The organism is Robbsia sp. KACC 23696 (assembly GCF_039852015.1).
Lineage (GTDB): Bacteria > Pseudomonadota > Gammaproteobacteria > Burkholderiales > Burkholderiaceae > Robbsia.
Genome location: NZ_CP156628.1, coordinates 158,914 through 174,481, shown reverse-complemented (window position 1 = coordinate 174,481; position 15,568 = coordinate 158,914). Strand labels below are relative to the sequence as shown.

13 protein-coding genes are annotated in these 15,568 nt (G+C 62.6%); 4 read left to right on the top strand and 9 right to left on the bottom strand.

The genetic code is table 11. The features are described 5' to 3' along the window. Positions 1-15 precede the first annotated feature (15 nt). Positions 16-1,458, top strand: a complete 1,443-nt coding sequence (locus ABEG21_RS22160) for a CoA transferase (RefSeq protein WP_347558724.1) — start codon at positions 16-18, stop codon at positions 1,456-1,458. Here the strand turns inward: ABEG21_RS22160 and ABEG21_RS22155 are convergent. The 6 genes from ABEG21_RS22155 to ABEG21_RS22130 all read right to left on the bottom strand — a co-directional run bounded on the left by ABEG21_RS22155 (position 1,447) and on the right by ABEG21_RS22130 (position 8,238). Then, positions 1,447-2,814, bottom strand: coding sequence for an MFS transporter (locus tag ABEG21_RS22155; RefSeq protein WP_347558723.1), 1,368 nt, complete (start codon positions 2,812-2,814; stop codon positions 1,447-1,449). The genes ABEG21_RS22160 and ABEG21_RS22155 overlap by 12 nt on opposite strands. A 107-nt stretch (positions 2,815-2,921) precedes the next feature. Continuing rightward, the gene (locus ABEG21_RS22150) at positions 2,922-3,338 is read right to left on the bottom strand and encodes a MarR family winged helix-turn-helix transcriptional regulator (RefSeq protein ID WP_347558722.1); all 417 of its coding nucleotides are present in this window, start codon (positions 3,336-3,338) and stop codon (positions 2,922-2,924) included. An 89-nt stretch (positions 3,339-3,427) separates the two neighbouring features. Further along, positions 3,428-4,900 (bottom strand): glucose-6-phosphate dehydrogenase, encoded by a 1,473-nt coding sequence (gene zwf, locus ABEG21_RS22145; RefSeq protein ID WP_347558721.1) that lies wholly within the window; start codon positions 4,898-4,900, stop codon positions 3,428-3,430. Between the two features lie 94 nt (positions 4,901-4,994). Beyond that, positions 4,995-6,659, bottom strand: coding sequence for an ATP-binding protein (locus ABEG21_RS22140; protein WP_347558720.1), 1,665 nt, complete (start codon positions 6,657-6,659; stop codon positions 4,995-4,997). 24 nt (positions 6,660-6,683) lie between these two features. Further along, on the bottom strand, positions 6,684-7,313 hold the full coding sequence (locus ABEG21_RS22135; RefSeq protein ID WP_347558719.1) for an MEDS domain-containing protein: 630 nt from the start codon (positions 7,311-7,313) through the stop codon (positions 6,684-6,686). A 199-nt stretch (positions 7,314-7,512) separates the two neighbouring features. Then, entirely contained in the window at positions 7,513-8,238 is a 726-nt protein-coding gene (locus ABEG21_RS22130) for a helix-turn-helix domain-containing protein (RefSeq protein WP_347558718.1), read from the bottom strand. Positions 8,239-8,488: 250 nt separating this feature from the next. On the opposite strand from ABEG21_RS22130, the gene ABEG21_RS22125 reads away from it, so the two are divergent. Continuing rightward, on the top strand, positions 8,489-9,604 hold the full coding sequence (locus ABEG21_RS22125; protein ID WP_347558717.1) for an AbrB family transcriptional regulator: 1,116 nt from the start codon (positions 8,489-8,491) through the stop codon (positions 9,602-9,604). Here ABEG21_RS22125 and ABEG21_RS22120 read toward each other — a convergent pair. Then, positions 9,592-10,593 carry a glutathione S-transferase family protein gene (locus ABEG21_RS22120; protein ID WP_347558716.1) on the bottom strand — a complete coding sequence of 334 codons (1,002 nt, stop codon included), beginning with the start codon at positions 10,591-10,593 and terminating at the stop codon, positions 9,592-9,594. The two genes, ABEG21_RS22125 and ABEG21_RS22120, sit on opposite strands and share 13 nt — an antisense overlap. A 231-nt stretch (positions 10,594-10,824) precedes the next feature. On the opposite strand from ABEG21_RS22120, the gene ABEG21_RS22115 reads away from it, so the two are divergent. Both ABEG21_RS22115 and ABEG21_RS22110 read left to right on the top strand, forming a co-directional pair. Continuing rightward, complete coding sequence (locus tag ABEG21_RS22115) at positions 10,825-12,069, top strand: FAD-binding oxidoreductase (protein WP_347558715.1); 1,245 nt, start codon at positions 10,825-10,827, stop codon at positions 12,067-12,069. Positions 12,070-12,200: 131 nt separating this feature from the next. Beyond that, positions 12,201-13,397 (top strand): MFS transporter, encoded by a 1,197-nt coding sequence (locus ABEG21_RS22110; RefSeq protein WP_347558714.1) that lies wholly within the window; start codon positions 12,201-12,203, stop codon positions 13,395-13,397. Between the two features lie 28 nt (positions 13,398-13,425). On the opposite strand, the gene ABEG21_RS22105 is transcribed toward ABEG21_RS22110, so the two are convergent. After that, the gene (locus tag ABEG21_RS22105) at positions 13,426-14,034 is read right to left on the bottom strand and encodes a glutathione S-transferase (RefSeq protein ID WP_347558713.1); all 609 of its coding nucleotides are present in this window, start codon (positions 14,032-14,034) and stop codon (positions 13,426-13,428) included. 151 nt (positions 14,035-14,185) lie between these two features. Then, complete coding sequence (locus tag ABEG21_RS22100; protein ID WP_347558712.1) at positions 14,186-15,544, bottom strand: MFS transporter; 1,359 nt, start codon at positions 15,542-15,544, stop codon at positions 14,186-14,188. Positions 15,545-15,568 lie beyond the last annotated feature (24 nt).

The window sequence follows — 15,568 nt, the reverse complement described above, 5'->3', positions numbered from 1 at the left end:
ATTGCGATCAATCACATGACGAACAGAATCGATCAAGACGATGGCTTCCGCGAACTAATGGCCATACGCGGGCGCGGCATGCCATCGCGCGACGAAGTCGATATACACGGTGCAGACCCGCTCTTCACCTCGCCCTTTCGCATCGGCGAAACGGCGGCCATGGCCTTGGCGGCGCGCGGCGTGGCCGCCAATGACTTGTGGGAAATCCGCACCGGCTCGCGCCAGCGGATCAGCGTCGATGTCCGCGCCGCGGCAGCCACGTCGCTCTACGGTGGCGACATGACGCAGTGCAAGGACGCGAACGGCATCTACCAAGGCATCCCCTATTCCGATGCCATGCGCCATATGGTGTCCCTCACGCAACCATGGCGCACACGCGACGGAGGATGGCTATTGCCGCATACGAATCTGCCGCACCTCGAAAAACGCGTGCTCGGGGTGCTACAGTGCGCCAGTTCGGTGGACGACGTGCGCGCCGCGGTGGCGGGCTGGGATGCCGATGCACTCGAGGACGCGATTGCCGATGCGCAAGCCTGCGCCGGCAAGGTGCGAACGCCCGAAGCATGGCTTGCGCACCCCCATGGCGCCTACCTCGCGAGCCGGCCGGTGGTCGAGATCACGAAATTGGCAGACGGCGAACCGGAGCCCCTTCCCGCCGGCGACTACCCGCTATCGGGCATTCGCGTGTTGGACCACACGCGCATTCTCGCCGGCCCTACCGCCGGCTTGGGCATGGCCGAACATGGCGCCGATGTGCTGATGGTCACCGCGCCGCATCTACCGCAAGTAGCGTCCTTCGTGCGGGACACCAGCCATGGCAAACGCAGTTGTTTTCTGGATATGGATCAGGCCGACCAAGCGGCCACGCTGCGGCGACTCGTCAAGGAAGCCGATGTCGTCATCGACGGTTATCGTCCGAACCGTCTCTCCGCCCATGGTTTCGGTGTCGAGGATCTGTTGGCGCTGCGGCCCGGCCTAATTCACGTATCGGTCAATTGCTTCGGATCGGGCGGCCCATTCGGCGATCGCGCGGGATGGGATCAGGTCGCACAGGCGGTCACCGGGATCTGCCACACGCAAGGCCTCGCGCTAGGCGCCGGGCAACCGCAGCTCACCCCTGTCTTCATGTGCGACTTTCTCACCGGCTTCCTCGCAAGCTATGGCGCCATGCTCGCGTTAGCGCGACGCGCGCGCGAAGGGGGCAGCTATCGCGTTCAGGTGTCGCTTTGTCAGGCAGCGATGTTCCTGCAGAGACAGGGACTGATCGAAGGATTTGCCGATGCGCCGAATCGCCTGACGCCCGCCGAATTCGACGCACTCGCCGTGTACGACGACGACACCGCCTATGGCGATTTGAAAACGCTCGGCCCGGTGCTACGGATGTCGCAAACGCCCTGTCTATGGCGCGGGACGACGCCAACGTTAGGCAGTGCACAGGCCGTCTGGTTAGCACGCTAACGCGAATGCCGCGCTCAACACTCTCAGCATCGCGGACACATCGAAAGCCCGCACGGCACCGGCCGTCATCGTCGCGGCGGAGCCTAGCAACGTTGCGCCGAACAAGGCCACACCCATCGCGCTACCGATCTGCCGCGCCGCATTAAAAATCGCCGATGCCGTCGCGGCGCGCGAGGCGTCGACGTTATCGAGAATCGCCGCTGTCATCGCCGGCGTGCTGATACCCGATCCCACCGCGAGCAAAATCAGGCTCGGAAAAATCAAGACATACGGCGTCTGTGGACCGATGCCATGGAGCAGCATGAAACTCGATGCGCACAGGAGGCTGCCGGCCACCGTCAACGCTTTCGCCCCAAATCGTCGCGTCAAATGCCCACTCGCCATGTTCGCCAACATGATCACCGTAAAGGGAGCCAGTGCCAATCCGGTCTGGATCGGACTGTAGTGTTTGACGCGTTGAAAGTAGAGGCCGAGTACGAAGACAAGGCCGTAGAACGTCAAATTCGAGATAAAGCCAAGAAGGACCGATGCCGACAATGCTTTGTTGGCAAACAAGGACAGCGGAATCATCGGCGTGGACACGCACGCCTCGTTGACGAGAAACAGTACGCCCGCCACCGCCGCGCCCGCGAAACCGATCCAGACTGCGCCGGCATTCCACCCCTTCGCGCCCGCCTCGATCACAGCGTGCGTCATGAGAAACAGCGCGACCACCGATAGCGCCTGCCCCGCGCCATCCAGTCGACGTTCGGCCACCGGTACCGTTTCGCGCACATGACGGAACGTCAGCCACAGGCCGGCTGCGCAGACCGGCACATTGACAAGAAAAATGGCCCGCCAGCCGAACGCCGTGCTGAGAAGGCCGCCGGCGACCGGCCCCACTGCGCTGACGGCACCGCCGATCGCCGTCCACCATCCAATTGCCCGCGCTCGGGCCGCGGCATCGTCCGCGCAGGCATGAGAAAGCAAGGACAGCGACGTCGGCAAGATAAGCGCCGCGGCCAGTCCCTGAAGCGTCCTTGCAACGATCAAACACGCCATCGTGGGCGCACACGCACAGCCCAAGGAGGCCGCACCAAATACCGTCAGACCGACGATAAAAACAGCGCGACTACCGAATCGATCCGCGGTCGCACCGGCCGTGAGCAAACAGGATGCGAAGGCGAGCGTATAAGCATCGACGATCCATTGCAGCGCGCCAATACCGGATCCGAGCGCAGTGCCGATCTGCGGCAGCGCGACGTTCACGATCGTCACGTCGAGTTGCACGACGATAAATCCAAAACTGGTCGCAATCAATGTGCGGCCGACACCGCCCCGCGATCGCGCGCGGTTCCCTGCGAGCACTAGCGCCACTAATGACACTCCTGTTTCCAAGATTGCGATCGACGCGACACGCTTGTACCGCATCGCCTTTGTGTCGTTTCTTATAGTTAGCTTGCTAACTATAAGAGGAAAAAAAATCAGGTCAAGGAGGAGCGGATCGTTTTCATCTCGTCGACCGTGCGCTCGAATCGCTCGGCCCCCACCTTCCGCTTCAGCCGTTGCGCGATCTGTGCGCTGGCGTGATTCAGCGGCGCCGCCATTGCTTTGCCGGCCTCGGTCGGGACGATCCGCCATTCCCGCCCATCGGCTTCGGCCTGATGTCGTTCTATCAAGCCTTTGCCACAGAGGGTATCGATCAGCCTCGTCGCCGTCGGTCGCGAAATCGCCAACGTTTCAGCAATCTCACTGGCCAGACAGGCCTCGCGCGCCAAGACGACGCGCAGCACGAAGCCCTGCGGCGGCGTGAGCCCGAAAACCGCATAGGCGGCTGTCCACTCGCGCTCGACGGTTCGCGCCAGCGCAGTCGAATTGAAATAAAGGCAATGATCGAACATGCCGCGTATTACATCCGAAAATGGTTAGCTTTGCAACTGTATGAAGAAAAAACGATCGCTGCCCTTGCGGCGCAGCGATCGTTCGAGAATTACAGGTTCTCGGGCCAGGAGGTCTGGTTCCGTGCCATCAGGGCATACGAAGCCGGCGGCCCGTAGGTACCCGCCGCGTAGCGATGCGTCCGAATACCCAAACGCTTCCAGCCGTTCAGGATTTCCTCGACCCAGGACCATGCCGCTTCCAATTCATCGGAGCGCATGAAGTGCGTCAGACGGCCGCGGATGACGTCGATCAGCAGACGCTCGTAGGCCTCCGCACGCCGTCCGGACATGGCGCTCTGCAAATCGAGGTCCAGACTGACCGGCAAGGTATTCAAGCCGCTGCCCGGCTCTTTCGCCAGCATCTGCAACTGGATCGACTCTTCCGGTTGCAGGCGGATCACCAACCGGTTCGCGCTGCCTTCGCCGGAGCGCGGGATGATCGAGAACGGCATATCGGCAAACTCGATGACGATCTCCGAGCGCCGCTCCGGAAAACGCTTGCCGGTGCGCAGGAAGAAGGGCACGTTCGCCCACCGCCAATTGTCGATCATGACACGCAATGCCACGAAGGTTTCCGTATCGCTGTCCGCCGGGACGTCCTTTTCGTCGCGATAGCCCTGCACCGGCGCGCCGTCGACGACGCCGGCGCTGTATTGCGCGCGGATCACATCGCGCGAGATCGATTCGTTCGACATCGGGCGCAACGAGCGCAACACTTTGACCTTCTCGTCGCGTACCGCGTCCGAGTCCAGCGATACCGGCGGCTCCATCGCCACGATGCAGAGCAATTGCATCAGATGGTTCTGCACCATATCGCGCATCGCACCGGTATGGTCGTAGAAATCCGCCCGACTGCCCACGCCGACCGATTCGGCCACGGTGATCTGCACGCTTTTGATATACGGCGCCTGCCACAGCGGGCCGAAGATCGGATTGCCGAAGCGCAGCACCATCAGGTTCTGAACGGTCTCTTTACCGAGGTAATGGTCGATGCGATAGATGCGCTCTTCGGGGAAGTATTTCGTGACCGTCGAATTGATCGCTTTCGCCGACGCGAGATCATGGCCGAGCGGCTTTTCCAGTACGACGCGGGCGTGCTCGTCCGCTAATCCCACCGCCGACAGGTTCTCGCAGACGCCGCTGAACAGATCCGGTGCGGTCGCCAGATAGAACACCTTCAAGGAATTCGGCTGGCAGGCCGACACCAGACGCTGGTAATCGCCCGATACCGCTGCATCGATCGCGACATAGTCCAGCAATTCGAGGAAAGCGGCCCATGCCTTCGGATCGGCATCGCTCTTCTCGATAAAGGGAAAGGACTTCTCATTGATCAGCGCGAGATAGTCCTCACGGGAATACTTGGTCCGGCCAACGGCAATCACTCGCGTCGATGCGGGCAGGCTTTTATGGACGTGCGCCATGAACAAGGCCGGCAGAAGCTTCCGAATCGAAAGATCGCCGGCGCCGCCGAAGATGACCATGTCGAGCGCTTGCTCTTGCGCACTCGAATTCGCTTTGCTCATGTTGGTGGACTCAGTAGTGATAAGGCCCGACTATTTTACCGCCGATCGCCATCCCGCTTTGTAACAGGGCGCGCCGCGACGTCGTCGCCCACGCTCAGGCGCTCGTCTGACGCAGTGCGAGCACGTCGCTGTTCAACGCATCGACCAGATCGAACAAAGCCACCGGTTTGACGAAGTGGCGCTCGAACCCCGCACTGGAAGAGCGTCTGAGGTCTTCCGCCTGGCTATATCCCGTCAGGGCAAAAAGCCGGAGGTCGGCATGGCGCGCCTGGCTACGCAAGGCGGCGGCCAATTCGAAGCCATTCATGCCGGGTAAGCCGATATCCAGTACCGCGACGGCGGGATCGAAATGCTCGGCCAGATCCAGGGCTTGCACGGCGTCAGCAGCCGTTGCCACGACGAAGCCCATTTCGGACAGGAAGGCTTCCATCGCCGCCAGCCCATCGGCGTTATCGTCGACGAGCAGGACACGCACGCCGGCACCATCGGCGGCGCTGACCGGGTGATGCACCGGCGCCGCCAGCGACAGCGCGATCTGCTCCGGCGTCGCGAGCGGCACGTTGATGGTGAACGTGGCGCCCAGGCCAGGGCCGTCGCTATGGGCGAGTACCTGACCATCGTGCAGTTCCACGAGGTTCCTGACGAGCGCCAATCCGATGCCTAGACCGCCATCGGAGCGGTCGATCGTTACCCGACCCTGTTCGAAGATACTGAACAATTTAGGCATCAGATCGGGCGCGATGCCGGCACCGTTATCGACGACCGACAGCATCAGATCACGCCGCACCACGCGTGCGGCAATATGAATCGCGCCACCCGGCTGCGTGTATTTCGCGGCATTGTTGAGCAGATTACTGATGGCCTGCGTCATGCGCGTTAGATCCGCATAGAGCAACGCGCTTTCATCGGCGATATCGATCGACAGGCGCTGCTGACGCTGCTCGATCAAGGGGCTGACCGCTTCCACCGCGCGCATGACGATCGGGCCGACGCAGATCGCTTCACGCTGCAGCACGATCTTCCCGCGCGTGATACGACTGACATCCAATAAATCCTCGACCAGACGCGATAGATGGGCGACCTGGCGCTCGATGATGTCGTGGTATTTCTCAGGAACGTTGCCGCGATCGCGTCGAATCAAGGCCAGCGACGTCGAGATGGGTGCCAGCGGGTTACGCAGCTCATGGCCGAGCATCGCCAGGAACTCGTCTTTTGCCTGATGGGCTTCTTCCCGTTCGTAGGCGGCCCGTGCCGACACGATCCCCGTCGCGGCAAGGGATGTGGCCGCGCGTAGCAGCGCGACCTGATTGACCGAGGGGAAATCGGCCGCCGTCGCGCCGAACCAGACGCTGCCCTGTCCCGAATCGAATCCGAGGCTAAGGCGCACCATGCGCATCGGGCCCGCCGGCGTTTCGGACAGCACGACGCGGGTGCCGATCGGGAAGGCATACCATTGCCGGATGGTATCGGCCCAACCCAAGGTCTGGGCCTGCGCCTCGGTCAAATCTTGGCCGGCCAGCCGGAGCCGCACGAACGCCGGCTTGCTGCGCAGCAGCGGCACGTCGATGTAGCAAACGTGCAGGGGCACCACGCTCTCGACCGCCTCCGTCATCAAGCCGACGATGGCTTCGCCATCTCGACCGGACCATAGCGCAGGCAATGCCAGCAGGCCCATCAAGTCGCGCAGACTCTGCTCCGGTGCATCCAGCGGCGTCGGGCGGTCGTCCGATTCGACCGGCGGGGTGCTCAGGCTATTCAAAGTGGTTCTCGAGAAACGGAGCGCTCAGGCCGCCGCGCGCGCTTTGCGTGCTTCGATTTCCTTCATCATGTCCGAGGGCCGTGTGAAAAACGGATTCTCCTGGACCACGCCATTGATCAACGTCAGCGGATGCGTGCGCAAGACATCCATCAGCGTTGCACCGGACAGTTTGGCCATATCGTAGACGCAGATCGCCGGCTGACAGTTCCGCTCCAGCACCTCGTTGACTTCGGATTCGTACAGGATCAAATCGGTCTTTGCCGGTCCGTCCTGGAAGGCCCAATCCATATTGCCCATGATCCGCAGCCGCGTAAAACCGGCCTCGCGCGTTGCGGCGGTCATGCGATCGATCATGCCGAGCATCCGGTCCTTATCGAAGCGTCCATCGCCGTCGAAATAGGCTTTCGGCCAACTGGCGATTTCCAACTGGCCACACGCCTCGCAATGCGCAACGTCGACGCCCGCGCGCTGCAGACGGAGGCGATGGTCGTCGATCAGCGCCGGATCGATGATATGGATGTTCTTTTCGCCGTTTTCAAAACCCTGGATGTAAAACGGGGTCAGGACGTCGTACTCCAGATCGCGGCTATCAAAGAAGGCGCACACGTGGAACGCGTCCATCGGTGCGCCGGCCAGGGAGAGCGGGTGATCCATCAAGAGTCTCCAGGGGCGCACGCGCCGACGGCGGCGGGATGAACGAAGGGGGCTAGCCGCAGAACGCGCAGTGTCGCGATACCGGCAGCGGCAATTGTAATCCATACATCGCGTCGGCTGGGGCGTTCCACGCTGGGATAGGCCGTTTGCAGCATTTTTCTAATGGGGAAGGACGCAATCGTCTTAGCCACGATAAGACTCACGTCCGCATGATCTGATGGGCGATCAAGGCGCGCAAATGCGTCAGCAGCGTATCGCGTTCGGCGGTATCGGCATCGGCAAACGTCGGCACGCCTTTCAGTAGCAACAAGATGACCTTCGCCGACGCCAATGCGGGCGCCGCTTGTGCGGCGGTCACTTGTTGCAGCAGCAAGACCAGCCGTTCGAGCATCGCATCTCGCAAGCGCGCGCGTAATGGCGCCGACGCCGCCCCCTGAGCATCGACCAGGGCGAGGACAGAAGCACGCTCGGCCATTAGCGTCGTCATCATGCCGATCAGCGCATCGGCGAGACCCATCGCCCCTTCACCCCGCGCCATCTCGACGTCGCAGCGTCGCGTCACGTCGCTCAGCAAGGTCACGACATGGGCCGCATATCGATCGACCAACATGTCCGCCAGCGCCGTCTTGTTCGGAAAGAAGCGGTATAAGGAGCCGATCGCGGTGTCGGCGCGCTGCGCGATCTCGGTCATCGTGGCAGCGTCATAGCCCTGCTCGGCGAATACGGCCGCGCTCGCGGCGAGGATCGCCTCCACGCGCAATCTGCCGCGTGCACGCTTCGGTGCCACGGCAGACCGGTCGACGCCGGACCGCTCGCTCGGCCGGCGACCCGCCGTCCCGCTGTCCGACCCGCCAAAACCGAGACTCGAAGCGACGTCGGCGCCCGAGTCGATGACAGGCAAACGATTTGACTTTTGCGAGTCCATCCTCAACAATTCCATTTCGTTATGCGAGGCGATCCTCGCATAAGTAATTGTCGCATTATGGCATAAGCATCGCTCTAGCCGGTCTGAGTACGATGCGGCCGAATACCGTCCTACGCAAGCGCTGCCGTCGAGCGACCGGTCATTTCAGACTGCGCCAAGTGGCGAGCGCTTGCGTTCACGCACCCTTATGACCGCTCGCCACCCCATGTCCTTTGTCTCTCGCGCCCTGACTGAGGGACCGCTACGTACGATGCCCGCCCAGTGGGCGACGCTGCTCGCCTTATCGGCAATCGTTTCCTGGCTGATGATGCGGGCCGGCCTGTCCGCCTCCTTACTGCTCGGCCCGTTGGTCGCGGGGATCGCACTCGCGACGCAGCGCGCGGCCATCAAGGTGCCGAAAATCCCTTTCTATACGGCACAGGGGGTCGTCGGCAGCATGATTGCCACGAAAGTGCCGCCGACGATTTTCATCGAGATCGGCAAACATTGGGAAATGTTCACATTGGCCGTGCTGTCGGTGCTGTTGGCCAGCTGCCTGCTGGGCTATTTGCTAGGCCGGCTGCAGGTTTTGCCCAATACGACGGCGATCTGGGGCAGTTTCCCGGGCGCCGCCACGGCGATGACCTTGATGGCCGGCTCGTTCGGCGCCGATACCCGATTGGTCGCCTTCATGGCGTATTTGAGAGTGGTCGTCGTCGCCGTCGTCGCATCGGCCGTGGCGCGCTACAGCTTGCACGTCAGCTCGACGCACGACATCGTGCACGTGCTGCCGAGTCCCGTCTGGTTTCCACCGTTGCAGTGGGAATGGCTGGCGGCAACCTTGGCGATCGTCGCGGTCGGCATCATGATCGGCCTGCGCTTCCGCATTCCTGCCGGCCCCTTGTTGATTCCAATGGCCTTGAGCATCGTGCTGTCGCATGCCGGTCTTGTCGAAATAACCCTGCCTTACTGGCTGCTTGCGGCCAGCTATGCCTTGGTGGGTTGGACGATCGGTCTGCGCTTTACGCGCGAAGTGGTCAGTCACGCGGCCAGCGCTTTTCCGCGCGTGCTCTTGTCGACTCTGGCCTTGGTTGCCTGCTGCGGCGGCTTCGCCGCGATCCTGGTGAAGGTATCGGGCGTCGATCCGTTGACCGCCTATCTGGCGATGAGTCCCGGCGGCGCGGATTCCGTCGCGATCATTGCCGCCGGCGCGCCGAATGTCGACATGCCGTTCGTCATGTCACTGCAGATGGCGCGCTTTTTGACCGTCGTGCTCTTCGGACCGGCCATTGCCCGATGGATGGCGCGCTCGCTGCAACGCTCCCTGGTCCGGAAAGCCGACCGCAAAGCCAAACGCGCCGACGCGGAACGCCGTCAGGCCCGATAGAACCCTTTGCCGTCGAGTCCGTCGCGACCATGCGGCTGGTCGAGCGTATCGGCTGGCCCGACCGGCACGATGCGATTCGGATTGATCGTCGGATGGCTGCCGTAGTAGTGCCGTTTAATATGGTCGAACGAGACCGTCTCGCGAATCTCCGGTATTTGATACAGCTCGCGCAAATAGCCGGACAAATGCGGGTAATCGGCGATGCGTCGGATATTGCATTTGAAATGGCCGTGATACACGGCGTCGAAACGCACCAGCGTGGTGAACAGGCGGATATCGGTCTCGGTGATATAGGCGCCCATCAGGAAGCGTTGGTCAGATAGACGCTTGTCCATTTCGTCCAGCGCCTCGAAGAGACGCCCGACATGGCGCTCGTACACGCCCTGCTCCGATGCGAATCCCGCTTTATAGACACCGTTGTTGATACGGTCGTAAATGTAATCGTTCAACACGTCGATCTCGATCGCCCACGGTTCGGGATAGAGATCGATCTTGTTACCGGTCTGGCTGTCGAATGCCGTATTCAGCATCCGCATCAGTTCCGCCGACTCGTTATTGACGATATTGCCCCGCTGCTTGTCCCATAGCACCGGCACCGTCACGCGCCCGGTGTACTGCGGGTCGCTCAAGGTATAGAGATCGCGATGGAAGGCCTTGCCGTTCAGCGTATCGCCGGTCGAGCCAGTCGACGTGTCATAGGTCCAGCCGTCATCCCCCATCATCGGGCTCGTGATCGACACGTCGATCAGCGGCGCCAGCCCCTTGATATTGCGCACGATCAGTACGCGATGCGCCCACGGACAGGCAAGCGACGCATACAGATGGAAACGGCCGGGCGTGGCCAGTACTCCCCGCTCGGACTCCCGCGCGCCAGAATCCGGATCGATCAGATAGCCGCGCAGCTTCGCCTTTTCTCGGACGAATTCACCGCCATGCGCCTTCGTGTCGTACCAGTCGGTACGCCATTGCCCTTCCACCAACATGCCCATCGCGTTTTTCTCCCTTACCTTTCACAGCCGTTACTAACAGGATAACCCGGACCCGACGCGACGCGCGGCACTTGCCGCATCAGTCGCCTCGTTGTAACGATGCACCGACGACAACGAACACGCGCGGCGAGCTGCACAAAAAGCAGGTGGCACGGTACACTGCGCGCCGACGGCTCGGACGCATCGAGCACCTGCGACATCCTCTCTTCCTCGAATTTCAAGAATACTGATATGGAACGCGACATCGTGATCGTCGGCGCCGGGATGGTCGGCGTCTGCTGTGCGCTGGAAATGCAGCGTCGTGGCGCACGTGTCACCTTGATCGATCGGCGCGCGCCGGGCCTGGAGACGTCGTATGGCAACGCCGGGTGCTTTGCACGGAGTTCCATCGTGCCGTTCAATAATCCGACGCTTCGTCATGCCTTGCCCAAGCTGCTCGGAAACAATACGCCGCAATTCCGCTATCGGCTCGGTTATTTGCTGCGCGAGACGCGGTGGGCGCTGTCCTTCCTGGCACATTCGCGCGAACACGTTTTTTCGCAGACGGCGCGCGCGCTAGACGCGTTGATCCAGTTGTCGAACGGCGAGCACCTGCGCTTGCTGGCCGAGGCGGGCGTCACGCACCGCTTGCGGGAGAACGGCTGGCTCTTTCTGTATCGCTCCGAGGTCGGCTATGCGGGAAGCGCGTTCTCTCAGCAGATCTACAGGCAGTTCGGCATCGATATCGAGACGCTCGACGCCGAGGGCGTGAAAGCGCTGGAACCGAGTTTGGCCCCGCTGTTCCCGCGAGGCCTGTGGGTCAAGGACAGCCGTTCCGTCGACAATCCCGGCGCCGTGGTCGCCGCCTATGCCGCGTTGTTTCAGGCGCGCGGCGGCCGGATCGTGCAAGCACAGGTGACGTCGATCGCTCGGGATGGCCAGGACTGGCAGGTCGTCGCCGACGATGCGCGTCAATGGCGCGCGCGGGATGTCGTGGTCGCCCTCGGGCCCTGGTCGAAAGCGCTCTTCGCCCAATTGGGTCTGCGCGTGCCGATGGCATTCGAGCGGGGCTATCATCGCCATTTCGCGGCACAGTCCGGGGCGGGGCTGAATCGGCCAATCTACGACACCGCGGCCGGTTATGTGATGTCGCCCATGGAAATGGGCTTGCGGCTGTCTACCGGCGTCGAGCTGGCCGACTGCGACGCGCTCCCACGGCCAGTGCAAATGGACTTGGTCGAAGCGTCCGCGCGCGAGGCGTTTCCGCTCGGCGAGGCATTGCAGCAGACGCCGTGGATGGGCCGCCGCCCGACGCTACCGGACAGCCGCCCGATGATCGGCGCCGTACCCGGCCGCGAGGGCTTGTGGTGCGCCTTCGGGCATCAGCACATCGGTTTCAGCACCGGCACGGGCACCGCATCGCTGCTCGGCGCCTTGATGCACGGGGAGGGGCCGCCCATCGACCCGACGCCGTTTGCGCCGTCGCGGTTTCTCTAAGCGCGGCAACGCACCGGACGCCGCGCCATCGTCCGTTTCTGAAAGTGGACCGAATGGTCCACGGTTGTGCAAGGGCCATTGCGAATCCTGTAAGCTGTCTAGCCTTGCTCTCTCGCGTGACGGCGCTTCCTGTGAATTCGCGTAAATCTCCCGATTTTTCCGCATCGACCGCCTCCGCCCTCGCCATCGGACGCGGCGAGCAATGGGCCACGCGCTGGGTGTTTCTGCTGTCCGGCCTCGCAACGGCCGTCTGGGCGGCCCTTGTCCCGTTTGCCAAGGCACGACTCGATGTCAGCGATGGCACGCTCGGCTTGTTGCTGCTGTGCCTGGGCGGCGGGTCCGTCGCCGCCATGCCCTTGGCGGGCGCTGCCGCGGCGCGACTCGGCTGCCGCGCATTGCTGCTTTTTGCCGGTGCGCTGATTTGCGGCACGCTGCCCTTGCTCGCCACCACGGACAGCATTCCGGTTTTCGTTGCCGCCCTGCTGATTTTCGGTGCCGGTGCCGGCACGTTCGACGTCGCCATGAATATGCAGGCGATCATCGTCGAACGGGAGAGCGGCACCGTGATGATGTCGGGCTTTCACGGCCTCTTCAGCGTCGGCGGCATGGCGGGCGCCGGGGCGATCAGCGTATTGTTGGCGGCCGGCCTGTCGCCGTTGCAGGCCACATTGGCCGGGGTCGCGTTGACGGTGGGGCTGCTCTGCCTTGCCGCACCACGGCTGCTGCCCTATGCCAATCCCAAGGACGGCCCGTCCTTCGCGCTGCCACGGGGCATCGTGCTGCTGATCGGTGCGATGACTTTCGTCGCGTTCCTGACCGAGGGCGCCGTTCTCGATTGGGGCGCCGTCTTTCTCAACCAGACGCACCATGTACCCGCGTCCGTTTCCGGCCTGGGTTATGCCGCGTTTGCGACGACGATGACGATCGGAAGACTGCTAGGCGATCGCATCGTCGCGCGTCTGGGCGAACGGGCCATCATCGTCGCCGGCGCGCTCAGTGCGGCCGCCGGTCTGCTGCTGGCGACGTGGTTGCCGTGGTGGCCAGCCACCTTGGCGGGCTATGCCTTGGTCGGCGTCGGCTGCGCCAATATCGTGCCGGTGCTCTTCAGCGCGGTAGGACGCCAGAATCGCATGCCGCAAAGCGTCGCCGTGCCCGCCATCACGACATTGGGCTATGCCGGCATTCTCGCCGGACCGGCAGGCGTGGGCTTCGTCTCCCATCTCAGCAATCTGCAAGTCGGGCTGTCCTTGGTCGCCTTGCTGCTGGTGGGGGTGGCCATTGCTGGCGTAATCACGGCCAGCCGCTGGACCGGCGGGCGCCGCGGCTGACGCGAAAGCGACCCATCGACGATAGCTGTCAGGAAAGCGCCCACGCCTGCTTCTGGCTCGGCCGCTGGGCAAATCGGCTGTACCACTCGGCCAGCGCCGGAAAACGCTCGGCCCAGCCGTGGTCCGGGAATCGGATGCCCAGATACCACAGCGCACAACCCACGGTAATCTGACCGATGCAGAAACGTTCGCCGAGCAATGTCGGGCGCGCCTCCAGATACTGCAGCGACGTTTCCACCTTGTCGAGTTGTCCGGCACGCCATTCATCCCAGCGTAGCGCCTCCGGTCGGGCGACATCCTCATAGCGTGCGAGCAGCAGTGCATCGAGCATGCCGTCGCCGAGCGACTGCAGCGTCAAGCTGCGCCACTTGCTTTCGCCCGCTGCCGGGAACAACGCACCGCCATGGACGTCGTTCAAATATTCGCAGATGACGCGGCTATCAAACAGTACGAGACCATCGTCGGTGAAGAAAGTGGGAACCTTGCCGAGTGGATTGGCCTTGATGATCGTCTGATCGCGATTGACCGGATGCGCGTTCGATGGCAACAGCAAGAGCGCGTCATGGACGCCCAACTCATGCGCGGTGGTCAGACATTTGCGGACGTAAGGGGAAAACGGCGAGAACAGGATTTTCATAAAGGCGTCGATGGACTTCGAGGGCCTGTTTATGATCGACGATCCAATAAAGCTCGGCAAGATCGCCGCTGCCTCGCAATGCGCATGCGTTGATAGGGCGGCAGCGTTTAGCGCTTATTCGCGGGAAGCGGGCCGTCTCGTCAAACCAGGATCACGCCCCAACCGGCACCCCCTTCAGCCGCGCGACATAACTTTCCCGTACCGTCAGCAACAATGCCACCACGCCGACTGCGGACAAAGCGCTGGCGAGGATAAACGCCGACGCATAGCCCGCGCCGTATTGCACGAGCCAGCCGGTCAGGCTGGGCGACAGGATACCCGCGAGGTTGGCGAGCAAATGCACGAAGCCACCGGTCGCGCCGATACGTCGGGCCGGCACGATATCCTGCAATAAGGACCAACAGGCCTGTGGCGTCATGAAAGCGAACAAGCTGGCCGTCGCGATCAATGCCACCGCCGGCGTCAGCGTGGTGGCCTGCGAGGCCAGCAACACGCAAAGCGCCGACACGCCCAGACCCGCCGTGATCACCACCTTTCGCGCAAACAGCACATTGCCGGTCCGCTTGTACAGGGCATCGGAGACCACACCGCCACCGGCGAAACCCAACGCCGCACCCAACCAAGGCAACATGCCGACAACGCTCATCTGCTTCACATTCAAATGCTGGAAGTCGACGAGATAGCTCGGCAGCCAGGTCAGAAAGAAATACAGCACGTAATTGAAAGCAAAAAAGGCCAGTGCCACGCCGATGACCGGCAAGGAGAACAGATACTGCCACATCGTTCTTTCATGTTCGGGCGTCGCTGCGCCGCGCGTTGCGTCGAATACCGGCGACGGCTCGCGATCGGAAGCAATCAATGCCGCCTCAGCTGCATTCACGCTCCGATGCGCACTCGGCAGATCACGAAATCCCCACCACCAGCAGGCCAGCCAGACAAAGCCCAGCACCGCGATCACGACGAAGGATAGACGCCAGCCGAAGGACAAGGCGATCAGACCGACGATCGGCGCGGCAATAGCGGCCCCCAACGGTTGTCCCGCGTTGGTCAGGCCGACGGCGCGCCCCGCCTCGCGGCGCGGAAACCAATTCGAGATGGCCTTGTTGGTCGTCGTGCCCATCGGCCCTTCCGCCACGCCAAAGGCAACGCGCGCCACCAGCAGATGGGAGAAGGTTCCCGCCAGCGCCGTCGCGCCGCAAAAAGCCGACCAGAACCCGGCCGCCATCATGAACACTTTGCGCGGCCCAAAGCGGTCCGCCGCCCACCCGCCGACGAAGCAGAATACGCAGTAGCCGATAAAGAAGCTGCTGAAGATCAGCCCCATCGACGCATCGTCCAGATGCAGATCGTGCTTGATAAAAGGCGCGGCAACCGACAACGCGGCGCGATCCAGATAGTTGAGCATGCCCGCGAAGAAAAGCAGCGCGGCCACCCACCAGCGAAAATGCGTCGCCTTGCCCGGGACGCTGTCATTGCGAGATGACGGCGGCGTGCCCTGTTGCTCCAACATAATGCATCTCCTGATGTCCGCCGT